The organism is uncultured Maribacter sp. (genome assembly GCF_947500985.1).
GTDB lineage: Bacteria > Bacteroidota > Bacteroidia > Flavobacteriales > Flavobacteriaceae > Maribacter.
This window is the reverse complement of sequence record NZ_CANMTX010000002.1, coordinates 647,098-672,036: the sequence shown is the minus strand read 5'-3', so window position 1 is coordinate 672,036 and position 24,939 is coordinate 647,098. Positions and strand designations below refer to the sequence as shown.

14 protein-coding genes are annotated in these 24,939 nt (G+C 32.5%); 13 read left to right on the top strand and 1 reads right to left on the bottom strand.

Annotated elements, in window-relative coordinates; genetic code table 11:
• Positions 1–353: 353 nt before the first annotated feature.
• A complete protein-coding gene (locus Q0871_RS06420; RefSeq protein ID WP_299319748.1) occupies positions 354–623 on the bottom strand; it encodes a hypothetical protein in 270 nt (89 codons plus the stop codon).
• 247 nt (positions 624–870) lie between these two features.
• Here Q0871_RS06420 and Q0871_RS06415 point away from each other — a divergent pair, with 247 nt between their 5' ends.
• From Q0871_RS06415 to Q0871_RS06355, 13 genes are all read left to right on the top strand, one after another.
• Positions 871–1,350: a UpxY family transcription antiterminator gene (locus Q0871_RS06415; protein ID WP_299319745.1), complete on the top strand. Its 480-nt coding sequence runs from the start codon at positions 871–873 to the stop codon at positions 1,348–1,350.
• Between the two features lie 493 nt (positions 1,351–1,843).
• Entirely contained in the window at positions 1,844–2,956 is a 1,113-nt protein-coding gene (gmd, locus tag Q0871_RS06410) for a GDP-mannose 4,6-dehydratase (RefSeq protein ID WP_299319742.1), read from the top strand.
• Between the two features lie 174 nt (positions 2,957–3,130).
• Positions 3,131–4,480, top strand: a complete 1,350-nt coding sequence (locus Q0871_RS06405; RefSeq protein WP_299319739.1) for an exopolysaccharide biosynthesis polyprenyl glycosylphosphotransferase — start codon at positions 3,131–3,133, stop codon at positions 4,478–4,480.
• Between the two features lie 148 nt (positions 4,481–4,628).
• Positions 4,629–11,765, top strand: a complete 7,137-nt coding sequence (locus tag Q0871_RS06400) for a beta/gamma crystallin-related protein (protein WP_299319735.1) — start codon at positions 4,629–4,631, stop codon at positions 11,763–11,765.
• Between the two features lie 284 nt (positions 11,766–12,049).
• A complete protein-coding gene (locus tag Q0871_RS06395) occupies positions 12,050–14,248 on the top strand; it encodes a polysaccharide biosynthesis tyrosine autokinase (RefSeq protein ID WP_299319732.1) in 2,199 nt (732 codons plus the stop codon).
• A gap of 226 nt (positions 14,249–14,474) precedes the next feature.
• Positions 14,475–15,848 carry an MATE family efflux transporter gene (locus Q0871_RS06390; protein ID WP_299319697.1) on the top strand — a complete coding sequence of 458 codons (1,374 nt, stop codon included), beginning with the start codon at positions 14,475–14,477 and terminating at the stop codon, positions 15,846–15,848.
• A gap of 1 nt (position 15,849) precedes the next feature.
• Complete coding sequence (locus tag Q0871_RS06385) at positions 15,850–16,887, top strand: glycosyltransferase (protein ID WP_299319694.1); 1,038 nt, start codon at positions 15,850–15,852, stop codon at positions 16,885–16,887.
• Between the two features lie 115 nt (positions 16,888–17,002).
• Positions 17,003–18,448: a hypothetical protein gene (locus tag Q0871_RS06380; RefSeq protein ID WP_299319691.1), complete on the top strand. Its 1,446-nt coding sequence runs from the start codon at positions 17,003–17,005 to the stop codon at positions 18,446–18,448.
• 48 nt (positions 18,449–18,496) lie between these two features.
• Positions 18,497–19,675, top strand: coding sequence for a glycosyltransferase family 1 protein (locus Q0871_RS06375; protein ID WP_299319686.1), 1,179 nt, complete (start codon positions 18,497–18,499; stop codon positions 19,673–19,675).
• A gap of 358 nt (positions 19,676–20,033) precedes the next feature.
• Entirely contained in the window at positions 20,034–21,293 is a 1,260-nt protein-coding gene (locus Q0871_RS06370; protein WP_299319683.1) for a WcaI family glycosyltransferase, read from the top strand.
• 102 nt (positions 21,294–21,395) lie between these two features.
• Positions 21,396–22,766 (top strand): hypothetical protein, encoded by a 1,371-nt coding sequence (locus tag Q0871_RS06365; RefSeq protein WP_299319679.1) that lies wholly within the window; start codon positions 21,396–21,398, stop codon positions 22,764–22,766.
• Positions 22,767–22,777: 11 nt separating this feature from the next.
• Complete coding sequence (locus tag Q0871_RS06360) at positions 22,778–23,767, top strand: glycosyltransferase family 1 protein (protein WP_299319675.1); 990 nt, start codon at positions 22,778–22,780, stop codon at positions 23,765–23,767.
• Entirely contained in the window at positions 23,764–24,936 is a 1,173-nt protein-coding gene (locus Q0871_RS06355; protein WP_299319672.1) for a glycosyltransferase, read from the top strand. The genes Q0871_RS06360 and Q0871_RS06355 overlap by 4 nt, the downstream gene beginning before the upstream one ends.
• Positions 24,937–24,939 lie beyond the last annotated feature (3 nt).

Genomic DNA, 24,939 nt, shown 5'->3' with positions numbered 1-24,939 from the left:
GTTTTTCATCTTGACAGTTTGAATTTAAAGTTAGTAAATTCGAATTATGAACTGTCCTATTTTTAGGGAAGCCTACATTTTGACATGGTACAAATATATACAAAAAGCTATCATAGGGGACGAATGAGGGGACGAATAGATTTAATTTGGTCTTATTTCAGCTAATTTCATCTTATTCAAAAACATAGCATATACAGTACCTAACAAGCTTAAATACAATAAAATAGAGGGAAATAAGATTAAAAATCAGTAAGTCCCGTCCAGACCGCTAAAAGCTCCCAAGAAATTGAGAGCTTTTTTATATACAAATATTTTACTTTATTGAATTATTAAATAGTGCTACACATACTCCATTACACTAATTTTCTTCGCGTTCTCATCATACGCTCTTGCATTATTTTCGCGTATAGAATCTGATTCTCTTCAATTTGTTTTTCTAAAGAAGAAACTACGTTAACAGCCTTTTCTTTAATAGAACTTTCTACTTTCGAATCTTTGCGTTTATTCGGACTATCAATCGTTAAATCATTCAATAGAGAATTCAACTCGTTAGAAACAGAATTTTTAGAAAGAGATTGCGTATTCGTTTCTTTGGAACTAGACTTAAATAGGTTTAAAAACATATGACGATAAGATTTTGAGGTTCTATATAAAACGAGCTAAATGCAATAATAGTATAATTTAAGTAATCTTTTTCTTACACTTAAATTATTTGAAGTATTTAAGAATATAAGCCAAACTCCTAAAACGAAATATTCTAGCTTGATAAAATGGTTTACTACCGTTATTATATTCATATTTTAAGGTCCTTAAAATACTAGAAAAGCAAAAAGTTTGTTACCTTATTATAAAATCTATTCATTTGACCATATGTCTAAAAACTGGTATGTACTTTATGTTAAACCCAAAAATGAGAAAAAGGTAGCCGAAAGACTATCTATTCAAAACATTGATGTGTACTGCCCTATGATAAAAGAAATTAAGCAATGGAGCGATCGAAAAAAGAAAATAGAAGTTCCATTATTTAAATCATACGTTTTTGTAAATATTTCGGAATGCGAAAGACAAAAAGTCTTTGAAGTGCCAGGGGTTGTTCGCTATTTATTTTGGCTGGGTAAACCCGCAATAGTTCGTGAGGTTGAAATGGAAACTTTAAAAAAATGGCTATCAAACGATACTGTCGAAAACTACACTCTAACCAAATTAGAATCTGGCGATAGAGTAGCCATTAAAAATGGAGCTTTAAAGAACAAAAAAGCTGAAATCATAGAAATAGGCAAAACCCGCGTTAAACTAATTTTAGAAGGTATGGGTGTTGTCCTTAATATGAAGATTAAGAATCTTGTATAATATACATCAGATTTCTGTGATGTTCTTTATTCCAAAACCATGAAAGTATTGCAAATTCATTTTGTGATAATTAATTGTGCAGATAATCGATCAATTCTACCTTTAATCTATTTCAAAATTCTACCAATTTAAATATCAAATAGTTAGCTATATTTTTTTGATAGATTTTATCGCTAATATTTGTCGATATGCCTTAAAACATTTGCTAAAAATACATATTCCGTAATTTTTAAATTTGTTAACATTTTATTTTGGAATGTATCTTTTAGCAACATATGTTTGTTTTGTTATTTAATTCTCCCCATTTAGTTGTTTGAAATCATTGACATTTAAACTTCCCCCAGATATATTTTTCAGAAGTAATATAAATACTTCGAATTTGACATTATAACTACCGTGAATCTACATTTTTGTGACTTACGATGCGGAGCGCTGTGTTAAATTTCCAGAACCAACAAACTTTCTTTTTAAGAATATTTCTAAATCCTTACCAATGAAAATAGCATTAATTACAGGAATTACTGGACAAGATGGAGCCTATTTAAGTGAATTCTTACTTAAAAAAGGGTATCAAGTACATGGCATAAAAAGAAGAGCATCTTTATTTAATACAGATCGTATAGACCATTTATATCAAGATCCACATGTTGAACATCGAAATTTCATTCTACATTATGGAGACATGACTGATAGTACAAACTTGATACGTTTAATTCAAGAAATTCAACCCGACGAAATATATAATCTAGCGGCGATGAGTCATGTACAAGTATCTTTTGAAGTTCCTGAATATACAGGTAATGCCGATGGTTTAGGAACACTTCGGATTTTAGATGCAGTTCGCTTATTAGGACTTGAAAAAAAAACCAGAATTTATCAAGCTTCAACATCAGAACTGTACGGAAAAGTACAAGAAGTGCCGCAATCTGAAACAACACCATTTTACCCAAGAAGTCCTTATGCAGTGGCAAAAATGTACGCATTTTGGATTACAGTTAATTACCGTGAAGCATATAACATGTATGCCTGTAATGGTATATTGTTTAATCATGAATCCCCTATTAGAGGAGAAACTTTCGTAACTAGAAAAATTACCAGAGCTGCTGCTCGAATTGCTTTAGGTTTACAAGATAAACTCTATTTAGGAAATTTAGATGCTCAAAGAGATTGGGGGCACGCAAAAGACTACGTAAGAATGATGTGGATGATTCTACAAGCAGAAGAACCTGAAGATTGGGTTATTGCCACTGGGGTTACCACACCTGTCAGAGAATTTGTACGTATGGCATTTGAAGAACTAGGTATCACATTAGAATTTAAAGGTCAAGGCATCGAAGAAAAGGCATATGTCAAATCATGCTCAAATAAAGAATTAAAAATAGAAACTGGCAAAGAAGTACTAAACGTAGATCCAAAATATTTTAGACCAACAGAGGTCGAACTGTTAATAGGCGATGCAACTAAAGCCAATACTAAACTAGGTTGGATTCCTGAATATGAATTAAAAGATCTAGTAAAAGATATGGTTAATAGTGATTTGAAATTAATGCAAAAAGATCAATATCTGAAAAATGGCGGTTATACAACCTATAACTACTTTGAATAAAAATTTTATATCTAATCAGATTCAACAATTTAATCAAATAATAAAACCCATTTAATTTCAAAAAAATATCCCTATTAAATCTTAGATTTTACTATCCAAAAAATACAATTTAACTTTTTTAAATAGTATTCATTAACCATTTTTAACTAGTTCATTGACATATAATTTAATAACATGAAAAAATCCTATTTTGGAATACCTATTTCTTTGTTAATTCATCTAGTTGCTATAAATGTTACTTTGTATTTTTTTACAGCTGAGACATATAGATATGGCATTACCGGGGTTATTTACTATAATTTGGGATGGTTATTTGTAACTCATAGTATTAAATTTTATTCAAATGCCAAACGACAAGCTAATACTTCTAAAACGCTTAATTTTTTACGGGTTTTTGTATTATACGGGTTGGTGTTTTTTTCTTCATTTACCTTTTTAGGACCAAAAACCTATAGTATAGTATACCTTTTTGGTGTTTATGGCTTTATATGCTTACAATTATTAGTTTTTAGAATGTTTTTTTATTGGATAAAAAAAATCTATTATTCGTCAATCTCTAAACCAAACAAAGTCGTAGTTGTAGGTTGGGATAAAAATCTAAAAAAAGTAAGAGCAATTTTTGATAATAAAAATCACAACTTTGAGTACGTTGGTTTTTTTGACAATAAAAATTCAAAAAGCCCCACATACTTAGGACCAATAGAAAGATGTTACAAATATATTTTTGAAAATGATATTACTGAAGTATTCTGTATTGCATCTCAACTAACTAAAAACGAAATAAAAGAACTAATAAGAATTACCGATAATACCTTTAAACATATCAAAATTATACCTGACAATAAAGAGTTTTTCACAAGAGCGATGTCAGTAGAGCTATACGGCAATGTTCCTGTTTTAGACTTAAGAGCTTCACCTTTAGAATTAGAGTATGCTAATTTAGTTAAACGTGGCTTCGATATATTTTTCTCTAGTATTGTCATTGTTTTTATTCTTTCTTGGCTATCACCTCTAATTTATATTTTACAAAAATTTGATTCTCCAGGCCCTGTATTCTTTACACAAAGCAGACATGGCTTAAATAAAAAAACTTTTTTATGCTATAAGTATAGATCAATGACAAGATCAAATGATTGTGATACTCTTATGGCCTGTAAAAACGATATGAGAGTAACTAAGTTAGGGCGGATATTAAGAAGAACAAGCATAGACGAACTACCGCAGTTCATAAATGTTTTTCTAGGCCATATGAGCGTAGTTGGACCACGACCACACATGCATTTACATACTGAAAAATATCAAAATTCGGTAGACAAATATTTAGTAAGGCACTTTCTTAAACCTGGCATCACAGGTTTGGCTCAAATAAAAGGCTATAGAGGTGAAATAATAAAGCAATCAGACATTATAAATAGAGTTCAATACGATATTTTTTACATGGAAAAATGGTCATTAAAACTAGATCTGTCCATTATTTATTACACGGTCTATAATGCTATTAAAGGTGAAGAAAAAGCATATTAAGTATTGACCACAGTAATATAAAATTTTTAATATTATCCATTATTGTAAATAAGGCAAAAAAAAGTACCCCAAAAACAGTTGTAACAATAAAAAATCAGTTCTCCCAATTTCATTTTAGTATTTCATTAATTATAACCTCTCTAAAATTATGAGAACATCATTTATCCCACAGAAAAAATCATGGTTATTATTGCTTTTACCTTTAGCGTTTTTAAGTTTTAAGGCGGTAATTTATTTTCAACCCGGTTTAGATAGCATTCAAGCTATTACTCCTTTTATGAACGGTAATCTTCCTAATTCAAAACCCAGTGAAGATATTGACCTAGTAGAAATACATACCAATATTGAATGGGAATCACCACAAGCAATTTTACCGTTTCCAGAAACGAACAAATTATTGATAGTTGAGATGGACGGTCGTTTTTACACCATACCAGACAATGATAATGCCCAAACTACTGAACGTACTTTGGTTATGGATATTCAGGACCGTTGTTGGTACTATACTTATAGTGGCAATACTGGTCAAAAACATGGTGGATTTCAAAATGTAATCTTTCACCCCGATTTCGGGAAAAGTTTAGGTAAAGATTATATCTATGTTTATTATGTACATAAAACGGAAAATGAAGATTCAGATTGGACAGAACCTTATTATGATAGATTAAGTAGGTTTACTTGGACAGGAACTACTTTTGACCCTAGTAGCGAACTAATTATGATTAATCAGTATGATACTGCAAAAGGTCACGATGGTAGCGGACTTGCCTTTGACGGAGATGGTTTTTTATATGTTTCGGTTGGTGATGAAGGTACTCATAGCGTTGAGGCCACTCCACATACACAATTACTTAATGACCGTTTTAGAAGTGGTGTATGGCGAATAGATGTAGACATGCAAGGAGGAACAATAAGTCATCCAATAGAAAGGCAACCCGATAATAGTAATACACCTGTAAATTTAGATCAATCTTATACTCAAGGTTATTATATACCAAATGATAACCCTTGGGTCACTGGAACCGGTGAGTTTTTAGAAGAATTTTACGCCATTGGTCTTAGACAACCCTTTAGAATGACCTATGATCCACCTACAGGCAATTTCTGGTTAGGTGATGTAGGAGCTTCAAAATGGGAAGAAGTAAATATAATGGATCAACCTGGTCTGAATTTTCAGTGGAATATTAAAGAAGGTTTTGTAGATGGATATCGAAACTCAACAAATATGCCCAATCCACTTTATGGTACAGAAAGAGAGCCCCTTTATGCATATGATGGATCTGTAGGAAGCGCAGTTATTGGTGGTTATGTATACAGGGGTACGGCTATCCCCAGTCTATATGGAAAATATATATTTGGTGATAATGCAAACGGATCTGTATATGCGCTAACACACACAGGTGGTAACACTTATGGCCAAGTAGATGTTATAAGTAATGTAGGTGGATCTGTTTTTAATGGCATTTCATCATTAGGTTATAATCACGATAATGAAATAATAGTCCTCAAACTTTCCAATGGTGTTGCTGGTGGAGGTAAAATATTCAAAATAGTTAATAATTCAAATACTGAAAATGAGTCTCTACCTAAACTTCTTTCAGATACAGGAATCTTTTCTGATTTACAAAACTTAACTCCTACGACAGGTGTTATTCCTTATGGAGTTAACAATCCTCTGTGGTCCTCTGGTACAGAAAAACAACGTTGGGTCTCAATTCCACAAGATGGTAATGTTAATAGTACTATTGAACAAATTGGATATAACGAAGAAGGGCATTGGACTTTCCCTATTGGTACAACATTCATTAAACAATTCAATAATACAAACGGCACCAAATTAGAAACGCGTTTGTGGATTCATGGTGAAGATGGTGAGTGGTTTGGTAGTACTTACAAATGGAGAAGTAATGGTTTAGAAGCTGATCTACTTTTACTTGGTGACAATGAAAATATTACGATTGACGGCGACACCTTTGGCTATGAATATCCTGCTTCAAATACTTGTATTCAATGTCACAACCCTACTGCAGGATGGGTGTTGGGTTTTAATACTAGGCAATTAAATAAAGAAATATTGTATCCATATACTGGTAGAACATCTAACCAACTGGAAACTTTGACAGCATTAGGCTTTATTCCCGAAGTAGATTTAGAAAACGTTCCTACCCTAGTTAGTATTGATGATAACAATCAATCTTTAGAAGTTAGAGCAAGATCATATTTTGACTCTAATTGCGCTTATTGTCATCTACCGGGAAATACTAGGGCGAGTTTTGATTTGCGTTTCAGCACACCATTATCAGAACAAGCATTAATACAAGGCGATATTATAGAAGATTTGACAGGAAGCAATAAAGCCATTGTACCCGGAGAGGTTACGCAGTCAAACGTGCATTTTAGATTGAATTCTTTAGACCTTTCTACAATGATGCCACCATTGGCAAAAGGTAGGGTAGACACCGAGGCTATACAATTAGTAGAAGCATGGATCAATAGCTTGAATGGAAACTGTAACGAAGAAAATACTGCCTTGTTAGGTAGTGATAATTTAACTGATGGCAACTTTCTAGATGCCCATAGCCCTCATATAAATGTAAGCAGAACAGGGTCATACACCAATAACGAGGATATTTCCGTAAGTATATGCCTTGAAAATTTTAACTTTTATGGCAGTAGATTGGGCAACCCAGTAACACCTTTTATAGTTAAAGTTCTTGGTGAAAACGATTTTAAAGTTGTATCAATTGGTCAAACACGAACCCCTTCTGAGTATGGTATTGGCAATAACACTTTCAATTTCAGTGACCATTCTAATGATGCGGTAATTTTACAACCTGGCGAAAGTATAGCTCCAGGTTTTATGGATGCTTATCCTGATGGGTCTGGCTCAACTACCGATAATAGTTTAATACCTGCCATAACATCAGGTTCTACCGATGATATTTGGCAATCTTATGAAGCCAATGCCAATTCTAACCCCCATTTGGTAATGGGATATATTCCTCAAGGAAACTCTATTGTACCGCATTTAAATAGAACGTACCAGTTCAATATTGAAATGAATATTAACGCTATTAATGGAGAACTTGCCGTTCCGGTCCTAACCCTTTTTCAACATGCGGATTACAATGGAACTAGCTGGGAACTTAGCGAAGGAAATTATCCAGTGATTACCTATGAGAATATACCAAATAATGATGCCTCTTCACTACAGATAGATGAAGGTTATATTGTTGAATTGTATTCAGAGATTGATTATGAAGGAGAAGTGGTAGTCCTAGATGGAAATTCAAATTTTTTAGGTCATTACGATTTTAATGATAAGTTATCTTCAATAAAAATCTATCCATCAGAAATATCCTCAGAACCTATTGTAGCGACCTTTTATCAAAACAATAATTATGCTGGCGACTCTTGGCCTCTTCAGGAAGGAGAATACCCAGATATTTCTACAGAAGGCATAACGTTGAACGAGGTAAGTTCAGTGCAAGTCGAAGAAGGTTTTTCAGTAGAATTATACCCAGAATTAAACTTTGGAGGTACTCCTGTGATATTATCATCAGACTCTGAAAACCTTACATCTCTTGGCATTGATAACGACACAGAATCAATTAAAATCATTGTAATTGAGCCAGAATTAGATGTTGTTGCCACCCTTTTCCAAAATGTCAATTATACAGGTACTTCATGGGCTATGGAGGCAGGGGAATATACCGACTTAACTTTACAAGGAATAAGTGATAATGATGCATCATCGGTACAGATATTAGAAGGTTATGTAATTGAGCTGTTTTCAGAAAAAGATTTTGATGGCGATGTATTCGTTCTTGAGCAAAATGGACCCAACTTGGTTTCAACAGGCTTTAACGACCAAGCATCATCTGTTAAAATATATCAAAGTGTAGTGCCTTCGGGACCAACAGTGGCAACATTTTATGAAGATAGCGATTATAGCGGCAATTCTTGGGAGCTAGAAGAAGGAGAATATGCTGATATTTCACTTCAAGACTTAACAATGAATGCGATAAGTTCGGTGCAAGTCGAAGAAGGTTTTTCAGTAGAATTATACCCAGAATTAAACTTTGGAGGTACTCCTGTGATATTATCATCAGATTCTGAAAACCTTACATCACTTGGCATTGATAACGACACAGAATCAATTAAAATCATTGTATTTGAGCCAGAATTAGATGTTATTGCCACCCTTTTCCAAAATGTCAATTATACAGGTACTTCATGGGCTATGGAAGAGGGTGAATATACCGACTTAACTTTACAAGGAATAAGTGATAATGATGCATCATCGGTACAGATATTAGAAGGTTATGTAATTGAGCTGTTTTCAGAAAAAGATTTTGATGGCGATGTATTCGTTCTTGAGCAAAATGGACCCAACTTGGTTTCAACAGGCTTTAACGACCAAGCATCATCTGTTAAAATATATCAAAGTGTAGTGCCTTCGGGACCAACAGTGGCAACATTTTATGAAGATAGCGATTATAGCGGCAATTCTTGGGAGCTAGAAGAAGGAGAATATGCTGATATTTCACTTCAAGACTTAACAATGAATGCGATAAGTTCGGTGCAAGTCGAAGAAGGTTTTTCAGTAGAATTATACCCGGAATTAAACTTTGGAGGTACTCCTGTGATATTATCATCAGATTCTGAAAACCTTACATCACTTGGCATTGATAACGACACAGAATCAATTAAAATCATTGTATTTGAGCCAGAATTAGACGTCGTTGCCACACTTTTCCAAAATGTCAATTATACAGGTACTTCATGGGCTATGGAAGAGGGTGAATATCCCGACTTAACTTTACAAGGAATAAGTGATAATGATGCATCATCGGTACAGATATTAGATGGCTATGTAATTGAGCTGTTTTCAGAAAAAGATTTTGGTGGCGATGTATTCGTTCTTGAGCAAAACGGACCCAACCTGGTTTCAACCGGCTTTAACGACCAAGCATCATCCGTCAAGATTTATCAAAGTGAAGTACCGCTAGGAACAACTGTGGTTACACTTTTTCAAAATACAAATTATAGTGGTTCTGCATGGCAACTTTCTGCTGGTAATTATCCAGACATTTCATTACAAGGAATTAATGATAACGATGCTTCATCTATACAAATTGAGATAGGCTACACTATTGAATTGTATTCCGAAAAGAATTTTGAAGGGGATGTATTCATTATGGAGACAAACAATACTAATCTAGTCGCCGCTGGTTTTGACGATCGTACATCCTCTGTTAAAATATACGAATCAATAGTAACAACTGATCCTGTTATTGCAACCTTGTTCCAGAATATCAACTATACCGGAACTTCATGGGAAATGGGGGCTGGTGAATATCGTGATATTACTATTCAAGGAATTAATAATAACGATGCTTCATCTATACAAATTATAGAAGGTTATATCATTGAACTATATTCTGAAAAGGATTTTGGAGGAGATGTATTCATTCTAGAGGAAAACGGTCCTAACTTAGTTTCTACCGGATTTAATGACCAAACATCATCTGTTAAAATATATCAAAGTTCAGAAACTACAGGACCCGCTGTAGCAACACTTTTTCAAAATACTGGTTATAATGGATCTTCTTGGCAACTTGCCGTTGGAGATTATCCTGACATTTCTTTACAAGGTATTAATGATAATGATGCATCATCGGTACAAATCGAAGTGGGCTACATGATTGAGCTATTTTCTGAAAAGGATTTCGGAGGCGAAGTATTTATAATAGAAGAAAATAATATAAGTTTAGTAGCTTCCGGTTTTGACGATCGAGCATCATCAGTTAAAGTATATCAATCAACAATACCGACCGAACAAAAAGTAGCTACATTGTTCCAAAATGTTAACTACGGTGGTATCTTATGGGAAATGGGAGTTGGCGATTATGCTGATCTAACCTTGGAAGGAATCAATGATAACGATGCATCTTCGGTGCAGATTGAAGATGGTTATACTATTGAACTTTATTCTGAAAAAGATTTTGGAGGTGATGTGCTCATTCTTGAGGAAAATGGACCCAATTTGGTTTCTTCAGGGTTTAATGACCAAGCATCATCTGTTAAAATATATCAAAGCTCAGAAACTACGGGACCTGTCATAGTTACATTTTTTCAAAATATGGGCTATACAGGATCCTCATGGTTACTCAACACAGGAAATTATCCCAATATTTCACTTGAAGGTATTCTTCCCAATGATATAGGTTCGGCACAGATTGAGGATGGATTTATTGTTGAATTATACCCAGAATTAGACTTTGGTGGCACTCCGTTTATTTTATCATCCAATACCATTGACCTTTTATCATACGCAAATTATGATGATACAGAGTCTGTGAAAATATTTGCCAATAATTCTAATATATGTGATTGTCAATGCGCATCTGGAGAATTAAGTTTATTAATAAACGGCAGTTTTGAAGAAACTAGCAATCCAGCATATGCCAGTGCTTATGATTTAATTGAAGATTTGGGAATTGTTAATAATGGCGTTAAATTTCTTGACACACACACTGATGATGATTTCCCAGGTTGGTTCACTACAGGCGGCATAGCATTACAACAAGGGGGTATATCGCAAGGTGGCAGCTTCGAGTTAGGTCAAAGTGGCTTTTTAGGCCGTATAGCTCCAGATGGAGATGTATTTGTTGAAATGGATGCCAATCATCATAATCAAATAGTTTCGGTAACACCGGGTCAATTACTAGATTGGGAGCTTTCTCATCAAGGTCGAGAAGGTACTGATATCATTAGTATTTCAGCAGGACCTATTGGAAATCAAACTGTAATAGCAACAGTATCGTCATCTCAATCATGGGTTGTTCATAGTGGTCAATATCAAGTTCCAAATGGAGTTAGTGAAATTCAATTTACAATAACCCCAGTACAAGCATCTGATGGTGACATTGATTCTTCAAACCTATTAGATTTTGTAAAACTTTGCCCAAATAATGGTATCACAAATAAAAGTACTGCTTTAAAAGCTAAAATTGTAGAGAATTATCAACTCTCTTTGTATCCTAATCCTGTTGATGAATTGTTAGTAATACATTCAAATATTTCAAATATTTCAAATGCTGAAAATCAAGAAGTCTTCATTTATTCTGCTAACGGTTTATTAGTTAAACATCTAGAAATAGATTTTAAGAACTCCAAAGAAGTGGAAATATATGTAGATGAATTATCTAGTGGAATTTATACCATTATAATTGAAAATAATACCATTAAAACAACAGCAATTAGAATGATTAAAAATTAATAGGATTTAGGGTATGACTTTGTCATACCCTAAATCCTATTATCTAAATAAATTACAAGTCGCAACTATATTTATGGTAAGTTGAAATTTGATTTTTCAAGTAAGGTTTTACTTAGTTAAAAACCACAAAATCAACAACTTGTTTATCGATCAGTAGACTCTTATTAATAGTTTAGCAACCTTGTAGATTTTAATAAAAAACAAAGTGTTATATGGAACAATGGAATATTAGAAGTTTATTCTCAAAATATAGTAGATATTGGTCTTTTTTTACAATCTGCATAATGTTGGCAGTAGTAACAGTCTTTATGTACATAAGGTACTGGTCACAAACCGAATATGAAATTCAAGGTAAAATTCTGATTAAAAATACAGAATCTAGACAGGGGTTTGTTGAAAACAACAATTTTGGAAAGTTTGGATTAGTAAAAACTGCAAACAGCCTTGAAGACGAAATAGGTATTCTAACCTCGACCGGAGTTATGGAAGAGGTTATAACAAAAAACACATTTAATATAACTTATTATAAAGAAGGGAAAATAAGAGATATTGAGATATATGGAGAGGATGTACCAGTTCGTATTTTAGTCGATGAAACTTCTGACAGTCTAGCTTATGGTCTTCAAATTTCAGTTAATTTTCTAGATTCGGAAACCTTTGAATTAAATACAGACTACAATGATAAAAAGTTGTATTCCAAGCATGATTTTGGTGAATTGATAACCTTACCTTATGGTACTTTCACTATTGTTTTAAAAAACGAAGTTACCGATGTTGACAACTTAGAGCCGCTATATTTTGTGGTTGGAAAAAAGAAAGATCTTATTACAAACTTCTTGCAAAACTTAAGTGTACATCCAGATAATGAAACAGGAAGTCTTTTAAACATAAATTTTATCGCCGGACATCAGAAAAAAGGTGAAGACATTCTTTTAGGTTTAGTAGAAACATATATTGACAAAACTATTAAATACGAAAATGAATTGGCTGAGAACACGATTAAGATGATCGATAAGCGTTTAAAGTTATTATCAGGAGAAATTGAAGATGTAGAAACATCAGTCGCAGATTTTAAATCTGAAAATGTTGTTACCGATGTAGCAAGAAATGCTGATAGTTATATTCAGCAGTCTAATGAATACAAAAAACAAGTTGCAGAATATCAGACCCAAATTAAGGTTTTGGACAATATTGAAACATCATTATTGAGTAGAACTACTGAATCTACCATAGGAGGGTCATTTTCTATAAATAATTCTAGTTTGACAAGTCTAATAAACAACTATAACACTACTCTTTTAGAACGCAATCAATTATCACAATCTGCTGTTACCTCCAATCCTGTTTTAGTGAATCTAAATGATAAACTGAACAACTTACGAGAATCAATTCTACAAAATATAAGAAGCGTTAAAAATGGGTACTCTATAGCCCGTCAGAACTTATTAAGCAATGCAAATCGTTATGATGCTCGGATTGCTAGAGTTCCTGGAATGGAAAAAAAATTATTAGAAATAAGCAGAGATAAGAGTACTAAAGAGGGTTTATATCTTTTCTTGTTGCAGAAAAGAGAAGAAGAGGTATTATCACTAGCCACACCAGTATCCTCTACAAGAATTGTCAGCTATCCTCAAGCGGGAAAATTCCCAATAAGTCCGAACAAAAAAATACTTTACCTCACTGGTGTACTATTTGGATTATTAGTGCCATTTTCTATGGTTTTTGTGAAGGATGCTTGGGACAACAAAGTAACTTCTGTTGAAGACCTAACAACAAGCTTATCAGTTCCTTTTTTAGGTGAAATTTCTAGAAGTAAGAAAAAGGGAATTCTGCTTCATAATGAAAGTAGAGGAACATCACCAACTACTGAACTTTTTCAGCTTTTACATTTCAATTTAGATTATCTTAAGAAGACTGAAAAAAATCAAACCTTATTGGTTACATCAACTGTAAAAGGTGAGGGAAAAACCTTTATAGCATCTAATTTAGCAGTCACATTGGCTTCTTTAGGCGAAAAAGTAATACTGATAGCTTTTGATTTAAGAGAACCGCAATTAATGGTTGATTTTAATATGGATAACTCCCCTGGTGTTTCTGACTTCATAATCAAAAAAGGATTAACAAGTAATACTATAATACAAAAACATCCTTCTATAGAAAATTTATCGCTCATAGGGTCAGGAGTTGTGAATTCTAATATTGGACGCCTAATGTTGAGTAAACGTATTGATGGTTTATTAAAAAATTTGAAAGAAAATTATGACCGTATCATCATAGATACCCCACCGATAGGTTTAGTTTCAGATGCTTTTGCATTAAATAAATTTATAGACAGTACAATTTATGTGGTTAGAAAAGATGTAACCAATAAAGAACATTTAAAGACAATTGAAACTGTTTACAAAAATGAGAAATTAAAAAACACAATGGTTTTATTGAATGATACTAAAGAAGGTCCGTCATATGGTCATGACCACAGTTAATTTACTTTACATATATTAAAAAAAAGATTAAATATTATATCTAAAAGCTACTTTAATATTAGTAGAATAAAGTTTATATAAAATTATTAAGGGTACCGAGGTTTTATTTAACAACCATTGACATACCACACAATCTAGCATACCAAGTTTTAAAGCATTATGATGACTAGTTTAGTAAAGAAGAAAAAAAATTGACAACTACCAATATATAGTAAAAAAACATCAAATGTCATTAAGAAAAAGACTTCTAAAAAACGGTATTGCATCTGTTTTCCAAAAGGGTGTACGTATATTAGATCAACTATTATTAGTGCCTTTTTTCATTACCTCATGGGGTTCTGCCTATTATGGTGAATGGTTGACACTTACAATAATACCAAGTGTAATAGCATTCTCTGATTTGGGGTTTGGTACTGCAGCGGCAAATAGTTTTGTACTTAGTTTTGCTGCCGGAGACAAGCAAAAGGCTGCTGACATTAGCAAAACAGGCATGTATGTTATTACGGCAATGATCATAGCCGCAATGGTATTGAGTTTTGTAGGGATATTAGTTTTAGACCATTTTCAATTTTTTGACAAATCGCTGATAAATAGTCAAGATGCTAAAATAGCTGTTAGCATACTAATTTTTGTAAGACTATTAAATTTTTACGATCAATTAATAGAATCGTATTTTAGGTCTGCTCAAAAAGCTGCTTTGAATATTAATTTTTTAACCATAAAATCAACTTTAAACCTATTGGCAGGTTTATGTGTTTTACTACTTGGGTATGGTGTGGTTGAATTTGCACTTTCACAACTTACTGTAACCATTCTCTTTAATATTTTTTATTGGATAAAAGGGAGGCAGATTCTGGGTCTATTTAAAACATTTCGCGGAAAAAAAGATAAAATCATTTTAAAGTCCATTACCCGAAAAGGATTAGGTTATCTAATGTCGCCAGTTTGGCAGGTCGTCTACTTTCAAGGAACTACCTTTGTGGTAAGAATTGTTCTAGGACCAGAAGCAGTTGCCGCATTTAATACCGTTAGAACCTTAAGTAGGTCTTTGAACCAACTATTATTCATGGTAAAAACAGCTGTTTTTCCAGAACTACAATTTGAAATTGGTAGAGGTAATTGGAAAACAGCACAAAGGGTATTTAGAGTTTCAATACTTGGTATTTTATCCCTTTCTATTTTGGGCTTTATTTTGTTAGCATTATTTGGATTATGGTTCTATAATATTTGGACACAAAATGAATTGGAAATACCAAAAGCTATGTGGTACATCTTTACAGCTGGCATGGTTTTCAATGCACTTTGGTGGACCGCAGAAATGGTTTTTGGTGTTGTGAACAAGCCATATAAAATGGCATTATACGGAGTAATTGTTGCAATAATATCTGTTTTGCTATCATATGTTTTATCAAAACAATATGGTTTAGTTGGTGCTGCAATAGGCAGTATTTCCCTAGATTTTATTTTAGTGTTATTAGTAATTCCTTATGCATGTAGATTAATGCAAATGTCAGTAAAAGATTTGTTTTTAAAAGGTATACAAGAATTACAAGAACTTCTTTCTCAGCTAAACTATAAATTTCAAGAATTCAAAAACTAAAATGAAGATTTTATCTATTGGTTGGTTCAGAAGTTTAAGTAGTACATCATTACATAGACATTGGGCACTACAAAATAATTCAGATACTATTGATAAAATTGAAGCCGGATTGCCAAAAATCAATTTGTGGCATAGAATCGCATATCATTTATTTCAAAAAGGAATTCCGGTAAAACTTCCCGATGATACCAATGTAAATAAGAAAATCAAAGAATTAGTATCTCATAATACATATGATATTGTTTGGATAGATAAAGGGGTAACTATTAACAAATCTACCTTAACCTTTATAAAATGTAAATCTCCAAAAACCAGTATTATAAGTTACTCACCAGATAATATGGCCTTACGCCATAATCAAAGTCTAAACTATCTTCAATGTATTCCTCATTACGATTATATTTTTACTAATAAATCATACATTTTGAATGAGATGAAAAATCTTGGAGCAAAAAACATAAAGTTTATAGATAATATGTATGAAGATTCTTTTCACTACCCTAGAAAATTAGCTGATATCGATATCAAAAGGTTAGGTGGAGAAGTAGGATTTGTAGGATCATGGGAAAAAGAGCGTTGTGAAAGCATTCTGTTTCTTGTTAAAAATAATATCCCAGTTAAAGTATTTGGAGACGGAAAATGGAATAATTATAAAGGTACTTCACCCTATTTAACAATATTACCGGCCATATTTTCAGAAGATTATTCAAAAGCTTTACAAGCCTTTAAAATATCACTATGCTTTTTACGTAAAAAAAACTATGACCAACAAACTACTAGAACAATGGAAATTCCCGCTTGTGGTGGTTTTATGTTAGCGGAACGCACAAATGAACATTTAAACCTTTTTGAAGAAGGAAAGGAAGCAGTCTATTTTTCATCTAACAAAGAACTCTTAGAGCACTGTAAATATTATTTAATCAATGAAGATGAACGAAAAAAAATAGCATTGGCAGGTTTAGAAAGATGTCAAACATCTGGCTATTCCAATAATAAAAGCATTAAAAAAATGCTAGACATCATTGCAGCAAATGGGTAAAACATCAATTAATATTTTAACTAATTTTAAAATTGGTCTAAGATGGTTTTTAATAATCGGCATTCTGATAGAATTAACAATTTTCCCGTCCTTGGCAAACGTTTATGGTTGTATTATGGCGGTAATAAGTTTTAGCGTGTTTTCTTATTTTTTACAAGAAAAATATATTCGTTTTTTCCCTTTTGCATTTTTAATGTATTTATCAATGTTTATGTACAGGTATTTACCATTAATAGGAACATTAACAGAAGGTAAGCCAATATCTTATGGATTTGAACGCCCTTTCGAAACTTTTTTATATGAAATAATATTATTTTTAATTTCATCTTTGGCTTTCTATTTGGCATGCCAAAATTCATCTAAAAAGCTTAAGAATAACTTTATACAGGAAACCCTTTTCAAACTACGCTTTTTTGAAATCACACCTACAATAATTTGGGGGCTTGGCATTATTGGCTTAATGATAAGAATCTACAACTTTAGCGCAGGCGGTGTGGAGTACGGCGATGTAACCGGTAAATTTTTAGCAGGTCTAGACTATTTAATGTATGCCCCTTTATGTTTGTTTTACCCCTCACTATTACATATAAAATATACTCATCTTAAAAGTGTTCTATTATACACTGGTATTATTTTCATAATAAACATTGCGTCTAATAGTAGAGAAAGTATTATAAGTCCTATCGCAATAATGGCTATTCTTACTTTTTTGTACATAGTCTTAAATGACATTAAAATTTACAACTATTTATCTCCCTTTAAAACAATTTGCCTTGGTGTTACCTTATGGTTCATAATTGGCCTTCTATCTAATGTTTCTTTAGCCATGCTGCATACAAGAAAAGTGAGAGCCAAAGTAGATAAGTTAGAGCTATTTGAACAAACTGTAAACACATTGCAGAACGAATCATTAATGAATCGAATAAAATCAGCCAAATTTAAAAAAAGTGATAAAATTTCTACTAAATATAATGAAGGCTGGACAGAAGATTATCTTGATAATTTCATGATGGCTAGATATGCCAATTTGAGAATTACAGATGAAACCTTGTATTATGCCGAAAAAAAAGGTTATGCAAATCCATTAATGCGAGAGTTATTTAAAACTAATCTTTTATCTTTATTTCCAACTCCAGTATTACGTTTTTTAAACATTTATATCGATAAAAGCAAAATGGAGTTCTCTCGAGGAGATTATTTATATGGTTCTGGTTTTGGTGGCTATAGAATAACAAGTCATATAGGAGATGGATTAGCTACTTTCGGATTTTGGTATTTTCCAATTCAATTTATTGTATTCTTCATTATTTTCAAACTACTTAATTCCTATGTCTTTTTCGGCGAAAAAGGTTTACAATATGCCCCTTTTGCTCTTATGAATGTATTTGTGTTTTTAGGGATGTTCAGAAATGCAAATGGTATAACAAGAGATTTCAGTTATATCATAAGAGGCTATTTGGAAGGCATATTTACATATCTTATAATTTTTCATATACTCAGATTGGTTATAGATTTTATTTCTGCCAATAATTCAACTAAAAGAGAACTAGGTTATAAATAGAGCAAGCTTAAGTAAAATTAACTTACTACTTATAAATTCACATTGAACTTGAAAATTATACTCTTAATTCATCACGAGAATACCTTAGGATATAGTATGAACAGGTATGGAAATTTTATACTTGAAGGGATGTGTAAAAGAGGGCATAATATTGAAGTCTGGGCTCCAAAACTTTATCTATCAAAATATAAATTCCCTGCGGGTATTAATAAGTGGTTAAGATATATAGATCAATACCTAATATTTCCAATATATTTCAAAAAGAAAAGTAAAGTCTTAGATAAAAACGTATTGTTTGTTTTAATTGACCAAGCATTAAGTATGTGGATGCCATTGATTCGAAAAAAGAATCATATTGTACACTGCCATGATTTTATCGCATTAAAATCAGCATTGGGCACTATAAAGGAAAACCCAACAAGTACTTCAGGCAAAATATACCAAAGACTAATTCTTAGAGGCCTATCTATGGCTAATAATTTTGTGTGTATCTCGAATAACACAAAACAAGATTTATTATATTTTTTAAAGAAAAAACCTATACGTGTTGAACAAGTATACAATGCATTACATCCAATATTTGTGCCCGGTAATATGGAAAATGCGAGAATCGTTTTAGGAAAGCATATGAAATTAGACTTAAAGCATGGTTATATATTACATGTTGGAGGCAACACTTTTTACAAAAACAGAATTGGGGTTATTACACTATACAATGCTTGGCGAAACATTTCTGAAAAAGTATTACCATTAATAATGATTGGTTATAAACCATCAACTAACATAAGTGTTTATTATGAAAGATCCCCATACAAAGAAGATATCTATTTTTTAGAAGACGCCGATGACAATCTTTTATCTTATGCGTATCAAGGAGGGAGCGTATTTGTCTTTCCTTCACTGGAAGAAGGCTTTGGTTTTCCTATTATTGAAGCTATGGCCGCCGGCTGCCCTGTTCTTACAACAAATAAAGCCCCAATGAATGAAGTTGGAGGTAGTGCAGCAATATATTTAAAACGTAGTCCAAATGATAAAAAATTACTCGCTTGGGCACTTCAATCCGCCAAGGTTATAGAAAACATACTCCAATTGAATGATGAAGAGCGAAGTAATTTAATTCATAAAGGGCTAGATAACATAAGTAAGTTTGACGAGAACATTATACTAAATCATCTTGAAGAAATTTATTTAGATGTTTTAGCCAATCATCATACTAACAAATTATAGAATAGAGCTATAAAGCATAATTGAAAATATTATATAACATTCAATTAGAATATGCTCTAAGATTTATAAAACCCATAACTTTTAATATTTATATCATGTAAACTTCCCCCGTGTTCTCCCATTTTTTTAAATGACAATTGCGAGCATTTGAGACCCCATATACACTCATTTAAAAACATTTTGTTCTGTAAGATTGTATTAAAATCAACTTGAGCAAATTGTCTTTACATAAATAGCACATTCTCTCTTTGCCAAAAATTCTTGAAATATGGTCTAAGGGAGAATGAAAGCTAAAAATAGTTTTAACCCAAACTTACCAGATTTGGTCAATTAAATAACGCTTAAAAACGAACACGAAATGGAATTAAAAAAATCTAAACGTATTTTATTCATCGGGTATAATTTTTCACCCGAATTGACCGGAATAGGAAAATATTCTGGAGAAATGATGCATTGGTTGGCTCAAGAAGGACACCATTGTTGTGTATTTACCGCATATCCATATTATCCTTATTGGAAAGTTCAGGAACCATATCGAAAAAATAGATTTTGGTATAAGAAAGAAACCAAACATTACGAATCTGGTGGTAGGCTTAATATCATTAGATGTCCAATGTATGTACCAAATAAACCTAATGGCTTAAAACGTATGCTTTTAGACACCTCTTTTTCGATATCGGCACTTTTGGCCAGTACCCCTATGTTATTTCAAAAGAAATTCGATTGGGTAATTACAGTAGCACCTTCTTTTCAGCTAGGGTTAATAGGCGTATTTCAAAAAAAAATTCGAGGTGCAAAACATTTATATCACATTCAGGATATGCAAATTGAAGCTGCTCAGGATTTAGGCATAATTAAGTCCAACAGATTGTTGAAAATGTTATATAAAGTAGAACATTTTATTTTCAAAAATACAGACGTTATTAGTAGCATTTCAGAAGGCATGATTGATCGCATAGGTAAAAAAGCACATAAACCTATAAGTCTTTTCCCTAATTGGACAGAAACCAATTACTTTTTTCCCATAAAGGAAAAGGATCTCTTAAAAAAGAAATTCGGTTTTAAATCTGATGATTACGTAGTGTTATATTCTGGTGCCATTGGAGAAAAACAAGGACTAGAGGCAATCTTGGAAACAGCAAAAGCACTCAAATCTTATAACAACCTACAATTCATAATATGTGGTACAGGGCCTTATAAGGAAATTCTAAAGAACAGAGCTGAACATATGAAACTATATAATGTGAATTTTATGCCCCTACAGCCTAAAGAAGAATTTAATGCTTTCTTAAATATGGCGGATATGCATTTAGTAATTCAAAAAGAAAAAGCTAGTGATTTAGTAATGCCATCAAAGCTAACCACCATTTTGGCCGTAGGAGGATTAGCTCTAATTACCGCAAATGCTAAATCTACATTACACAAAGTGGTCTGTAAATATCGAATGGGACTCTTAGTGTCTGCAGAAAATCAAGAAGCGTTAAATACAGGCATATTAGAGGCATATCTTAATACAAACAATCATTATATAAAAGAAGCTGCAAGAACCTATGCCGAACAATATTTGGCTATAGACAACATAATGCACACATTTAACAATAGACTTTTATACGAGTAAAAATTATCATTAAACCCATATAAAAATGAAACACCTAGGCTTTTGAAATAATACTCTGTCAATTTATAGTTGATTAAAACTTAAATACTAACCAATACGTTTATGCAAGTAACACCCCCTGAAAATGTATTAACAGCACGAGGTAGTTTTTCAAAATTGATATTTTTATTGAAGACAAAAATTCTTCGTCCCAATCTAAATCGATTACATAGGAAAACAAATGATGCACTGAAGAATCAAAATATTTCAAGTATCAATATTAAAAAACGTAATGCAATTTTTCAACATGCAAAAGAGCATTCTGATTTCTATAAAAAGAAGTATGCAAAATTAAAAATCAATATAACAGGTAATCTAACACCAGAAGATTTTTTAAAAATACCACCTTTAACCAGAGAAGAAATACGTAATAACTTTGATGCAATAAAGGCAAATAATGTCTCGCAATCTTATTGTGACAAGGTTAGCACATCTGGCAGCACTAGCCTTCCTATTTCGGTAATTCATGATAATAGAAATCCAGAAACACCTATTAGATGGCGTATTTTAAGTTGGTGGGGCATTAACCCTTGGGAAAACCAAGCATTTATTTATCGTTTTAAAAAGTCATTTTTTAAACAAATACTCAATACAATTTTATGGTGGCCTACAAAAAGAATTTTCTTGGCGGCAGCTAATCCCCAGAAAAAACAGCTAGAAAAATATGTCAGGGATTTTAATAGAATTAAGCCTACTTTATTACAAGGATATGTAGATGTTGTTTTCGAATTCGCCTTGTATTTATTGGATAACAATATAAAAATATATGCTCCTAAAATGGTATGGGTAACATCTGCACCATTATTCGAAGAACAAAGAATACTAATGGAAAAAGCCTTTGGTGCACCTGTATGCGATCAATATGGAAATACCGAAATAATGTTGATTGCCTCAGAATGCCCCAATAAAGAAGGACTACACATAATGCAAGACACTGTTCATATTGAATTTGTAGATGAATTTAATCAGCCAGTACCACCAAATACAACAGGTAAAATTTTGTTGACAGATTTAACGAACTATGCTTTCCCATTAATACGTTATGAAATTGGGGATGAAGGTCAATACAAAGAATTGAACTGCACTTGTGGCATTCCCTTACCTTTAATGAATAATGTACATGGGCGACAGTCAACTCATATTGTCACACCTTCTGGACTTCATATTAAAGGAGAGCATATAATGGCAATGTTCAATGAACATATGGGTATGTTTAAAGAACTCCAATTAATACAACAAACTGACTTCTCAGTATCAATAAATTTTGTACCTAGAATAAAAGATGGTTGTAAAATCAGTGCAGAAAAAATGGTGGACTTATTAAAAAAACGATCTCGTTCTGAAATTAAAATTCGATATACAAAAACCCATAAAATATGTCAAGTAGGGAACAAAACCCCATTAATTATTAGTAATGTAACATCTAATATTTAAAAAAAATTACGATGAAAATCAATTATTTCTTTAGAAACCCAAAGGTAGGTCATTCCATACATCGAGTATTCAGAACATTAATCAAAGAGTTGGATACCACATTAGAAATAACCATTTATGAAGTTTCTTGCGTAGGCTCTATGCCAATTGACGTTCTCAAAAACAATATTTTTACTTATAAAAAAAAGAATAAACACGCCATACATCATATTACAGGACATATTCATGATGTATTATTAGCTTTAATTGGGGTTAAAACCGTATTAACAATACATGACCTTGTATTCTTGGACAATGTAAAAAACCCTTTTAAGCGTTGCTACAAATGGTTGTTTTGGTTGTATTTACCATTAAAAATTGCCGATAAAATAGTATGCATTTCTGATCAAACTAAACGAAATATCCTCAGTAAAATTAAAACCGACAAACTAGAAGTTATACACAACGCCGTTGACCCAATATTTAAATTTTCCAAGAAGTCGTTCAATCAAGAAAGACCGGTTATTCTACATATAGGTACAGGTTGGAATAAGAATTTGGACAAAACGATAAAAGCGTTAGAAAAAATACCTTGTCATCTTCGTATCATAGGTACTTTAAGCGAGTTACAGCTGCAGCTTTTAAAAATGTATAACATTGATTATTCCAACAGATTTAATCTTACGGACGAAGAAATAAGATTAGAGTATATAAATAGTGATATAATTAATTTTCCTTCATTGTATGAAGGGTTTGGAATGCCCGTAATTGAAGGTCAACAAACTGGTCGAATAGTTATTACTTCAAAAATAGAGCCTATTATCGAAGTTGCTGGAAATGGAGCTGTGTTTGTTGACCCAACCAGTATAAAGTCAATTTCAAGAGCATATAAAAAGGTAATTACCGATAATGAGTATCGCTTGGATATTATTGAAAAAGGATTAGTGAATGCAAAAAGATTTTCTGTTAAGAACATAGCCAAGCAATATGTTGAACTATATCAAAATTTAGCCAAAAAATGAACATTCTACGAATTATTCCAAGTATGGACCCTAAACAGGGAGGACCTTGCCAAGGAATCAGAAACGCAATTCCCGAACTACAAAAATCAAATGTTCATAACGAAGTAGTTTGCTTGGACAGCCCAAACGCAGATTATCTGGGACAAGATATTTTTCCTATTCATACATTAGGTGAGGCTAAAACACCTTGGAAATACAACAAAAAATTAATTCCATGGCTACTTGACAACTATAATAAATTTGATATTGTCATAATACATGGGCTATGGCTCTTTTCTAGTTACGCAGGCATCAAATCTATTTTAACACATAGAAAAAAACATAAAACATCACCAAAAATATTTGTTATGCCACATGGCATGTTAGACCCATATTTCCAAAAAGCGACAACACGTAAACTAAAAGCACTACGGAATGATATTTACTGGAAATTAATTGAGAAAAAAGTAGTGAACAATGCAAATGGAATTTTATTTACCTGTGAAGAAGAGTTGCTATTGGCAAGGACTACCTTCCCCAACTACAACCCAAAATCAGAAATTAATGTTGGCTATGGTATTCAACCACCCCCAAAAAAGCATTCTTCAATGCGAAATGCATTTTCAAAGCAAGTACCCCAATGGAACGGGAAACCACATATTGTCTTTTTAAGTAGGGTACATCCTAAAAAAGGGGTTGATCTTTTGATCATGGCTTATTTAAAACTAGAAAAGGAAATACATAACTTACCCCAATTAATAATCGCCGGACCAGGTATGGAAGAGCCTTATGGAATAGCGATGCAACAACTAGCCTCAAAATCAAATAACATCATATTTCCGGGCATGTTAAAAGGGCTTTCTAAATGGGGGGCATTTTACGAAAGTGATGTCTTTATTCTTCCAAGCCATCAAGAAAATTTTGGTATTGCGGTTGTTGAAGCTTTGGCATGTAGAAAACCTGTGCTTATAAGTAACAAGGTTAACATTTGGCGTGAAATAGAACAAGGTAATGCCGGTATCATTGAACAAGATACAATGATAGGCACAGAAGCTTTACTAAGAAAATGGTGTGATTTCGATTTTCGAGTAAAAGAAAATTTTGCCCAATCTGCTATAAATGTTTACAAAGAATATTTCTCTATAGAAATGACTGCGAATACTTTTATAAATGGTTTGCTAAAAAATTAACGA

Excerpts from the sequence above, each read along its gene's own strand:
- Q0871_RS06360 (WP_299319675.1), top strand. The coding sequence starts at position 22,778 with ATGAAAATCAATTATTTCTTTAGAAACCCAAAGGTAGGTCATTCCATA.
- Q0871_RS06390 (WP_299319697.1), top strand. The coding sequence starts at position 14,475 with ATGTCATTAAGAAAAAGACTTCTAAAAAACGGTATTGCATCTGTTTTC.
- Q0871_RS06370 (WP_299319683.1), top strand. The coding sequence starts at position 20,034 with ATGGAATTAAAAAAATCTAAACGTATTTTATTCATCGGGTATAATTTT.
- Q0871_RS06395 (WP_299319732.1), top strand. The coding sequence starts at position 12,050 with ATGTTGGCAGTAGTAACAGTCTTTATGTACATAAGGTACTGGTCACAA.
- Q0871_RS06380 (WP_299319691.1), top strand. The coding sequence starts at position 17,003 with ATGGCGGTAATAAGTTTTAGCGTGTTTTCTTATTTTTTACAAGAAAAA.
- Q0871_RS06385 (WP_299319694.1), top strand. The coding sequence starts at position 15,850 with ATGAAGATTTTATCTATTGGTTGGTTCAGAAGTTTAAGTAGTACATCA.
- Q0871_RS06355 (WP_299319672.1), top strand. The coding sequence starts at position 23,764 with ATGAACATTCTACGAATTATTCCAAGTATGGACCCTAAACAGGGAGGA.
- Q0871_RS06420 (WP_299319748.1), bottom strand. The coding sequence starts at position 623 with ATGTTTTTAAACCTATTTAAGTCTAGTTCCAAAGAAACGAATACGCAA.
- Q0871_RS06405 (WP_299319739.1), top strand. The coding sequence starts at position 3,131 with ATGAAAAAATCCTATTTTGGAATACCTATTTCTTTGTTAATTCATCTA.
- gmd (WP_299319742.1), top strand. The coding sequence starts at position 1,844 with ATGAAAATAGCATTAATTACAGGAATTACTGGACAAGATGGAGCCTAT.
- Q0871_RS06365 (WP_299319679.1), top strand. The coding sequence starts at position 21,396 with ATGCAAGTAACACCCCCTGAAAATGTATTAACAGCACGAGGTAGTTTT.
- Q0871_RS06400 (WP_299319735.1), top strand. The coding sequence starts at position 4,629 with ATGAGAACATCATTTATCCCACAGAAAAAATCATGGTTATTATTGCTT.
- Q0871_RS06415 (WP_299319745.1), top strand. The coding sequence starts at position 871 with ATGTCTAAAAACTGGTATGTACTTTATGTTAAACCCAAAAATGAGAAA.